Source organism: Candidatus Propionivibrio aalborgensis, from assembly GCF_900089945.1.
In the GTDB taxonomy this organism is placed as follows: Bacteria; Pseudomonadota; Gammaproteobacteria; order Burkholderiales; family Rhodocyclaceae; genus Propionivibrio; species Propionivibrio aalborgensis.
The window spans coordinates 1-8816 of record NZ_FLQY01000110.1; the positions used below are offsets into that span (position 1 = coordinate 1).

General features: G+C 54.7%; 9 protein-coding genes. 1 reads left to right on the plus strand and 8 read right to left on the minus strand.

All coding sequences use genetic code 11. From position 1 onward, the window contains the following. The 7 genes from purN to PROAA_RS06915 form a co-directional block, all read right to left on the minus strand. On the minus strand, positions 1-211 hold a 211-nt coding region (purN, locus tag PROAA_RS06885), incomplete at its 3' end, for a phosphoribosylglycinamide formyltransferase (RefSeq protein WP_281182252.1). 5 nt (positions 212-216) lie between these two features. Next, complete coding sequence (locus tag PROAA_RS06890) at positions 217-894, minus strand: hypothetical protein (protein ID WP_245664196.1); 678 nt, start codon at positions 892-894, stop codon at positions 217-219. A 164-nt stretch (positions 895-1058) separates the two neighbouring features. Beyond that, positions 1059-2354, minus strand: a complete 1296-nt coding sequence (locus PROAA_RS06895) for an oxidoreductase (RefSeq protein WP_186410636.1) — start codon at positions 2352-2354, stop codon at positions 1059-1061. A 116-nt stretch (positions 2355-2470) separates the two neighbouring features. Further along, positions 2471-3328, minus strand: a complete 858-nt coding sequence (locus PROAA_RS06900; protein ID WP_186410637.1) for an amino acid ABC transporter substrate-binding protein — start codon at positions 3326-3328, stop codon at positions 2471-2473. A 62-nt stretch (positions 3329-3390) separates the two neighbouring features. After that, on the minus strand, positions 3391-4812 hold the full coding sequence (locus tag PROAA_RS06905) for a DUF1254 domain-containing protein (protein WP_186410638.1): 1422 nt from the start codon (positions 4810-4812) through the stop codon (positions 3391-3393). Between the two features lie 115 nt (positions 4813-4927). Then, the gene (locus tag PROAA_RS06910; RefSeq protein WP_186410639.1) at positions 4928-5353 is read right to left on the minus strand and encodes a hypothetical protein; all 426 of its coding nucleotides are present in this window, start codon (positions 5351-5353) and stop codon (positions 4928-4930) included. 199 nt (positions 5354-5552) lie between these two features. Further along, positions 5553-6038, minus strand: a complete 486-nt coding sequence (locus PROAA_RS06915) for an NUDIX domain-containing protein (RefSeq protein ID WP_186410640.1) — start codon at positions 6036-6038, stop codon at positions 5553-5555. A 287-nt stretch (positions 6039-6325) separates the two neighbouring features. Between PROAA_RS06915 and PROAA_RS06920 the strand changes: the two genes are divergently transcribed. Beyond that, positions 6326-7735 carry a glycosyltransferase gene (locus PROAA_RS06920; protein ID WP_186410641.1) on the plus strand — a complete coding sequence of 470 codons (1410 nt, stop codon included), beginning with the start codon at positions 6326-6328 and terminating at the stop codon, positions 7733-7735. 33 nt (positions 7736-7768) lie between these two features. On the opposite strand, the gene PROAA_RS06925 is transcribed toward PROAA_RS06920, so the two are convergent. Further along, positions 7769-8725, minus strand: coding sequence for a UDP-glucuronic acid decarboxylase family protein (locus PROAA_RS06925; RefSeq protein WP_186410643.1), 957 nt, complete (start codon positions 8723-8725; stop codon positions 7769-7771). Positions 8726-8816 lie beyond the last annotated feature (91 nt).

An 8816-nucleotide genomic window follows, 5' to 3' on the forward strand; every position in this document is an offset into this window, starting at 1 on the left:
CTTCATCAAAGGCCTCGCGGCTGGAAAACTGCCGGTGATCGACAACCCGCGTCGAAATACCATGCGCGGCCGCCGTTTCCAGCCCTTTTGCGTCCGGGCGGTTGGAAATTACCGCCGCGACGGTCACCGGCAGCGCACCCGTAGCGGCCGAGCCAAGCAAGGATTCCATGTTGCTGCCCCGGCCGGAGATTAGAATGACGATGGATTTCATCTGATTTACAGCCCGCCGACAGGAAGAAATACCGACGTCGCAATACTTTGTGTTATTCGAGTAATCATCCTGCCGTTCTTGTCAGCAACCACCTTGGAAAGGAAATCCAGCAGGCCGATAACGCGACCGAACTCACGCTCGAAACTCAGATTCGGGTTATCCGGATCCAGTTCGTTGGAAAGCAAAAGAAGTTCGCCGGAGGCGTTTCGGGTCGAAGACATCTTCCAGATGGCGATCTCGATGTTGCGTGCGCAATTGTAAAGTTTCTGCTCGTTCAAACTATCGAGCATATAAAAATCATCCTTGTGCTCGAATGCCGCGTAGACCATTCCCAGCAGCCCGGCCATTACCGCCAGCACGCGGTCACCCTGATAGTTCGCGCTGAAAGCATAGAGCGCCGCCGCCCCCTCTCGCCGCCCCTCCAGTTCGGGGAAATTGAGGCTACCGGCGAACAGTCGATCAAGTGCCGCCGCTGCATTGGGCTGACCGGATTTCTTCCATTCCTTCGGGTTGCGCTTGTAGAGTTTCACGGCAATATGGCGCATTCCGGCCATCACTTCGGTTCGGTCTGTGTCGACCACCCGGTCGATATCGGACTTGGCCAGATAGCGCGGGTCAAAACGGTTTTCTTTCCGCCCGTCGGCATCAAAACGCGTCGCACACGACGTGACCAGAATAGCCATTGGGACAACAAGCAATGTGACGAGGCGTTTGACCATCCCCAATAATAACGCACCCGCCGCATGCCGGACTTGAGATCGCAAAACCCATCGACGGAAGAACTATTTCAGGCCGGGCCTGACTTCAGCGCAAGAGCTATCTGGAACCGAACTTCATGCGACTGTCTTTACCAAACCGCTTGCTGAGAAGGTTGGCGCTCACCAATCACATTCGTCTCGCGAGCCAGCATCGCATCCTTTTCGGCTTTGACGATCGGGTGGTAGCACTCTGCAGGCTGGGCGCCCAGATGGCCGACACACGCATTGCAATCGACGCAGCGAGGACCGGGCTTGTTATCGCGCATGTGGCGGTAGAGGTAGGGGTCGGCAATGAACGCGCGCCCAGCCGAAACGGCGTCACACTTGCCTTGGCGGATTGCCGCTTCCATCGCCTCGCGCGTGCGGAAACCACCGACGCAGATGACAGGAATGGTGAGTTGCCGCTTGAACTGCGGCGTGAAATCAAGGTTGTAACCTTGACGGCCTTTCCAGAGCAGGTTGGAGGCCAGCGTGACCAGTGGGCGAAACACTCGCAGCAGAGTGCGGCGAAGCGGTGGGAGGTAACTCATGCTGCCCTGCAGCATATTGCGCAAGCACAGATCAAAGGTGCCGCACACCATCGGAAAGCCCGACTCGTAGTGCCCGACAGATATCTCGACTGCGTCAATGCCCTCGCGCTGGAGGATCACGGCGGCTTCGACCAGTTCGCCGGTCTTCAGGCCGTTGCGTAGCGGCAACGAGTCCGAACCATTCATCTTGACGATCACCGGAAAGTCCGTGCCGAGGCGCGCACGGATTGCCCGAATGATCTCGCGAATGAAGCGCGTGCGATTCTCGATCGTGCCGCCATAATCGTCGGTTCGCCGATTGGTATAGGGCGTGAGGAACTGGCTCAGCAGATAGCCGTTCGCCGCATGCAGTTGCACTCCGTCAAAGCCAGCGCGCTGACAACGCACGGCGGCATCGGCGAACTGCCCGACCAAGCGCTGGATCTGTGGCACCGTCAGAGCTTTCGGTCTGGTGCCGGTCAGCAGATCCTTCACGTTGGAGGGAGAAAACGCTTCGGGCGACTGGGCAAATGGCGGAATCACCTGCCGCCCGCAATGATTGAGCTGGGCAAAGAACTTCGCACCCTGTTCATGAACGGCGTCGACGACCTTGGACAGAGCCAATATCTTGTCGTCGTTGTCGGCACCCAATTGCAGCGGTGCCGATTTGCCATCTCGGCTGACGTAGATGTTGCCGGTAATGATCAGCGGTGTGCCGCCGCGCGCAATCGGCACATAGAATTCAGTCACCGCATCCGTCGCGAAGCCGTCTTCTGTACCTCTCGTTTCCGCGGTGGCTGTCTTGAACAAACGGCCAGGCAGGGAAATCTGCCCGATGTCGAGCGAGCTGAAGAGAGTGCTGTCTTGCGCTGACATGGAATGCCTCTCACGAGATCAGCCGAAAAGGGTCAGAGCAGAATCCAGATGCCATCGGAGCAATGCATCCGACCCATCATCCCCGGCCCAATTCAAGCTGCTTGCGCGCTTCCGAGTTAATCCGGCAGACCGTTCAGGTAAATCATCACCTTGAGCACTTCAGATGGCTTGCCGAGCGGACCGAACCAGTTCTGGAGGACTGGTCCGATATCGCCGCTACGGTATAAATTTGCCAGCGTGCGATCAACGGCAAGTCGCATATCTGAATCGCGACGCATCATCAAACCATAGGGCTCGTAGGAAAATTGATTGTCAGCGACAACAAAATCCTTGCCTTCCCCACGAAGCAGAGCCGTGGTGATCAATACGGTACGATCCGCAGCATAGGCTGTTGCTGTCTTGTCCTGCAGCGAAGCCATCGCCGTGTCGTGGTCCTTGGCCTTGATCAGCTTTACGCCGAGCTTTGTGTCCGCAACAAACGCCTCCATTGTCTTTTCGGTCGTCGTACCGCCCACCACGACGATGCGCTGCCCCTTGAGCTCTTCCATCGATTTCGGATTTTCGCCGGCACGAAACAGCAAGCCGGCGCCGTCAACGAAGGTCATCAGGCTGAAATCAAAGTCGGCGCGACGCGTCAGCGTCTGCGTTGTGTTGCCGCACTCAAGATCGATTTCACCCTTCTTCAAAGCGTCGAAGCGGCTCTGTGCGCTCACCGGAACCCACTTCACTTCCAGATTCGGGATACTTAACTGCTTGGCGATGTCAGTCGCTACCAGCAAGCACAGATCAACACTGTAGCCGCGCGGCTTCTTGTCATCACCAACAAACGAAAACGGCGGGGAGTTCTCACGGTAGCCGAGCTTAATCGTTGAAGATTGCTTGATCGTGGTCAAGGTGGGTTCATTGGCCACCGCAGGTACTGCAAAGAGGCAGGAAACTGCAAAACCAGCAGCGACGAGAGAACGGAATTTCATATTAAATCCTTCGTTAAGGGGCCAATTCGGCCCGTTGAAAAAAACAACAGAATGCCAGAAACCTATTTTACCTTCACCACCGGCGGAATCGCCCAGCTACCGTCGATGATGGAGGGCGGAGTTTCTTTGGGCCAATAGAGGCGGAGCATCAGAATAAACTTGCCCTCAGGTGCCGGGAGCCAGTTGGACTCTTTTTCCGGACCGGGGTTCTCGTGCTGAAGATAGAGGTCAACCGAGCCGTCCGCGTTGGCCTTCAGATCGTTTCGCGCGCTGAGCGTGTAGCGATTGAGCGGGTTACCGTAGAAGAAGTAGTCGGCGTTGTACATGGTCAGCGACCAGAAACCGTCAACGGGCGGCAATTTGCCCTTCGGGAAGTGCATGACGTATTTGTACTTACCACTGTAGGGCCGGCCCTTGGCATCCGCTTGCGAAGTGGGATAAACCGCATCCTGAGGACGGTTGGCGCCCAGGCCAATGGCGGTTATCAGTGCCCGCTGGAGGTAGTCGGTGCCATAAGTTCCGGTGTTGGTAGTGAACACCCAGCCATTGACGTTCTTACCGGCACGCTTGAAGTGCGCCATGATTTTTTCGAACGCAACTTTGGGCACGTCTTGCAGCTCGGCCTGCACGGCAGGATCGAGTTCGGCGAATGCGAACGGCGTACCAGCCTTGATGCCGAGTTGCTCCATTTTTACGACGATGGGCGCATCCGCTGGCGCAGCCGGATTGTCCTTCATCAATGTCGCCAGCAGATTGAAGAAGGCGGCAGTATCCAGGGCATTCACCTGCTCGCGCACCGGAGTCTTCATGTCGATGGCGGGATCTATCTTGCCAACCGGAGGCAGGTATGGTCTGCGAAACGAGCTCAGGGGCACGAGCGAGATCTTGTCCTGCAGCTTGTGGACCTTGGCGTAATCCTCCGGGGTGCCGGTGCTGTAGATACGGCCGAGGACCCAGACGATGCTGGTCGGTGACTTGTATTCCGGGATACCGACAGGGAGTTCGCCTTTCCAATTTGGGCCGGTGATGACGTACTTCTGCGGTCCGGTACCGGTGGTGCGCTTCCCTGGCACCTGAAAGACCGTGGTCCAGCCGTCGAGCATCGGGAAGAGGTAGTAGCGGTTATCGGCTTCCGGAAGACTCAGAACGTAGGGCTCTTGGCCCACATCGAGCCAGGTGGAGCTGTAGAGCGTGTCGGCATTGGGCGCGGTGACATCCTTGAAGGCCGCAGTGGGATACTCGCGCAGGATGGCTTGTTGCCCCATCGGTGCCCTTGTGCCTTCAGGCTTGGCGACATTGGTCGAAACCCGCCGCGTCATTTCCATGGTGACCAGCGGATAGCCGTAGATATAGGCATCTATGGCAATTTGCTTGGCATCCTGTGGCGCGACTGAATTGTCCGTCTGGGCGTTGACCGTAAATGGCGACAACGACAGGAACGCAGCAAACACATAAACGATCAATTTTGGTGTGATGGGTTTCATGACGATGAATATACCTTTCTATGCTGTGTTGGAGGCAGTGAGGGAAGCCATGTCTCGCGAATCACCGGAAACAACTTCAGCTCTACGGAATTCCACTCGGTGTTTGGGCCAGACCTCATTCGGACACCAACTGAACCAGACCGTCGGCTCCAGCCCGCCGTACCAGAACGGCCTGGGTTCGAGCAAGGCACCTTGGCTTGAGGTCGAGGAAGTCGCCTTTGTCTCTGCGGTGTTCGGTGAATGCCAACACCTCCTCGTTCTTGAGGAATACGACCAGGTTGATTCTGTCGTCAACGACGATGGAACTCTGACGCTGTACGTCCCACTTAAAGCCAAGGATATGTTCAGCCGCTTCGTTGGTGACGTATGGGCCCAAGACGCAGACACGCTCCCATGAAGGTGGTCCGACCTGCGCAAGGTCGATTGGCGCCGAATTACTGGCGTCGAACAATTCTGTGATCTTTGCACTGATACCTCTATCCATGCGCGAGCAAGCGACAAGTATCAGTACAGCGAAAAAGATGAATACGCGGTGTTTCATAAGGCCCAATCGGGATAAAGAGAAGCGCAGATCAGCATGATCCTGCCTTGCTGACTTTGTGATGATTCTACTCCAGGCACCTACTACGACAACCTTTACCAGGCTACGCTGCCCGGGTACGGGGAAATGCGCGGATCGCCGAATGAATGGCTAGCCATGAACAATCAAGCACCGAAAGCGCGTTGACGCGACCACCGCGTCAGGCGCGTTCCAGCCAATGCGTGACAATTGTTCGGATTAGCCCAAGTCGCCCGAAGTCGTAGGTGGGAAGCTCCTCGGGCGAAACCATTCGCACCTCTGCGATCTCATCGTTCAACTTCACATCGCCACTGGCTTCGACAGCGAAAGCAATGATGAGCTGATTGAACCTGGGGTGAGCGTAATGTCCGATGAACTTGCACTCGCTGCCCTTGAGGCCGAGTTCCTCTTCCGTTTCCCTGAGAATGGCGTTTTCGGGCGACTCGCCCTGCTCCAGGAACCCGGTGATCATGGAGAACATGCCTTGCGGCCAGGTGGCATTTCTCGCTAGAAGATACTGGCCTTCGTGCCGCACAAGGCCGGCAACCACGGGTATGGGATTGTTCCAGCTCACGAACTGGCACTCAACCGACGAACACGCCAGGCGCACGACGCCGTCAACAGGACGGTTTTCAAGGTCACTTCGGCAAAGCGGACAGTATTTCATGAGTGCTGTGCATACCTAAGATAACTCCGGAGGCGGGGATTTCATTGGCGCATCGTGACGTGAACGCTGTCAGATAACAAGATTCTCATAGGAGTCGACAACAGAAAACTTGTGAAACAGTTGCTCCCCGGTTACGGGAGCATTTGCTTAGCAATTCCGAAGCCTCATTTGCGGACCGCGACAAATGCAAATCCAAATTCGGCGATTGACCTCAATGCCCGGCATCAACGATAATTCAAGTATGCCCTTTGGATTATCCGAATTTAGTGCCGTGTCAGGAGTTCGGTTTGAAAAAACATTACAACATCGGATTCCTGCTTACGGCGGAGCACTCGTGTTTCAACGCCGCTTTCGGCCTCGCGCATATTCTCCAGGAACGCGGCCACAATACCGTGTTCTTTGTATACCGTGAAAGCGTATTCGTACAGTACGTGGATCAACATGGCTTCAAGCCTATCAAGATTGCGCCCATTGTTGAACCTCAAGCGACGAAGCACACGATCAGAAGGCGTTTTCGGTTGTGGAAGCGATTCACTGAACATGGACCGAACGTTCTGCTAAAACAGAATCGCCTTGCCGCGCTGATTGAAGAGAATTCATTGGACCTATGTTTCCTTGACGATGTTCGTGATGATATCAATCTGTCATCGATTGTATTTGCGAAAATGGGCGTGCCCACGATCTTGGTGTCCTACACTTTTGCATCAAGATTTCTGCCTGAATACCCCCCAATTTTCTCGTCGCTAATTCCATCTGACAAAGCGTGGTCAAATTTGGGGAGCAAGTTCATTTATACAATGCTTTGGGTTTGGACGATTGGCACCAGGGGACGCGCCTATTCGTATGACTGTTTCGACTATGTAGAAGACTCACTCCGGAAGCTGATCGACCAAATCCGTGATATCAGTTTCGAGCCTGAACTGCGCCAACTTGGCATGAGTTCGGCTTGGAGTGAATGGAAACGAAGACCGCAAATTCCCGAACTCGTTTTTGGACATCGTGCACTCGACTGGCCAGTTATCGCTTCGAACGCCTCGCGCTGCTACTTTGGTGCAACCGATCTGTCGCGGAAGCTTGCTGACTTCGATTGGTCGATCGTCGAATCTGGAAAACACATCGTCTATTGCAGTATCAGCACCGCCCGCGGCTTTGAAAAAAGCAGGGTTTCAGCATCGGAAGACGCTACGCCGATAGTGGACCTTTCCAAGAAGAAATTTCGAATGGCCAAACGCTATCTTGAGGTCGTTCTTGACTGTTTCTCGCGACGCGAGGACTGGCAATTAATCGTCGCATGCGGACCGTTTTTTGAGGCATTTCGGAGCAGCGCGCATGCTCCTAATACTCATATCTTTGAACGCGTCCCACAGCTTGAGGTGCTTAAGAAGGCCGATCTCGCGATTACCTGGGGGGGCGCCGGAACAGTCCGGGAATGTATCAACTTTGGTGTACCCATGCTGGTCTTCCCGGCATGGACCGATCAATTCGGGAACGCAGCCCGTATCGTGGCGCACAATATCGGGAAGCGCGGAAATATCCTGGATGTCACCGCCACCGAGCTGATTGAAATGGTTGAAAGCGTATTGGCTGACAAAACTATCCGCGCTTCCGCAAATGAAATGCGAATGCAGTGCAACAGTGAGCAAGAAATACAGGGCGTAGTCGATTTCGTAAGACGCCACACCGAATTGACGCTATGAAGAAGGGAACGCAATGGACGCCTGACGAGTCAGTCAGCTAACCTGCAATTGCCGCTCAAAGTAGTTGATGGTCCGCGCAAGACCTTCGTCCAATGCAACATGTGGCTTCCAGCCAAGGATTTTCGTTGCCAAACCAATGTCCGGTTGACGTTGCTTGGGATCATCCGAAGGTAATGGCAGGTGGATTATTTTCGATTTGCTCCCGATCAGTGCAATGATCTTCTCGGCGAGCTCCAGCATCGTAAATTCTCCAGGGTTGCCAATATTGATGGGCCCGGTAACTTCGTCAGGCGTGCCCATCATCCGCAGCATTGCCTCGACCAGGTCATCCACATAGCAGAAGCTGCGTGTTTGGTTGCCGGTTCCAAACAGCGTGATATCTTGACCTGTGAGTGCCTGCATGATGAAGTTACTGACGACCCTCCCGTCGTTTGGGTGCATGCGGGGTCCATAGGTATTGAAGATGCGAGCCACCTTGATGCGTAGCTTGTGTTGGCGGTGATAGTCGAAAAACAGCGTTTCGGCGCATCGTTTTCCTTCGTCGTAGCAACTGCGGATACCGATGGGATTCACCCTACCCCAATACTCCTCGCGTTGTGGATGCATTTCGGGATCACCGTAGACTTCCGAAGTGGACGCTTGCAGTATTTTGGCTTTGCAACGTTTTGCGAGTCCCAGCATGTTGATGGCCCCATGCACGCTTGTCTTCGTAGTTTGTACGGGATCATATTGGTAGTGGATCGGACTGGCCGGACACGCCAGATTGTAAATGTCATCGACTTCGACATAGAGCGGGAAGGTCACATCGTGCCGAATCAACTCAAAATTTTCGCGGCCGAGCAGGTGACTGATATTTCGCCTTGAGCCGGTGTAGAAGTTGTCCAGGCAAAGAACATCGTCACCTCGTTCAAGCAGACGCTCACAAAGATGGCTGCCGAGAAAACCGGCACCACCGGTAACCAACGCTCGTCGATGAGTTAAGTCCCTCACAGTGTTTCTCCATTTTCGGTCGAATAAAGAGATCTTGTACTTCCGTCGGCAAACTGCAATGTCCAAGTCCGATGTCTTGGCAGTGGCAAAG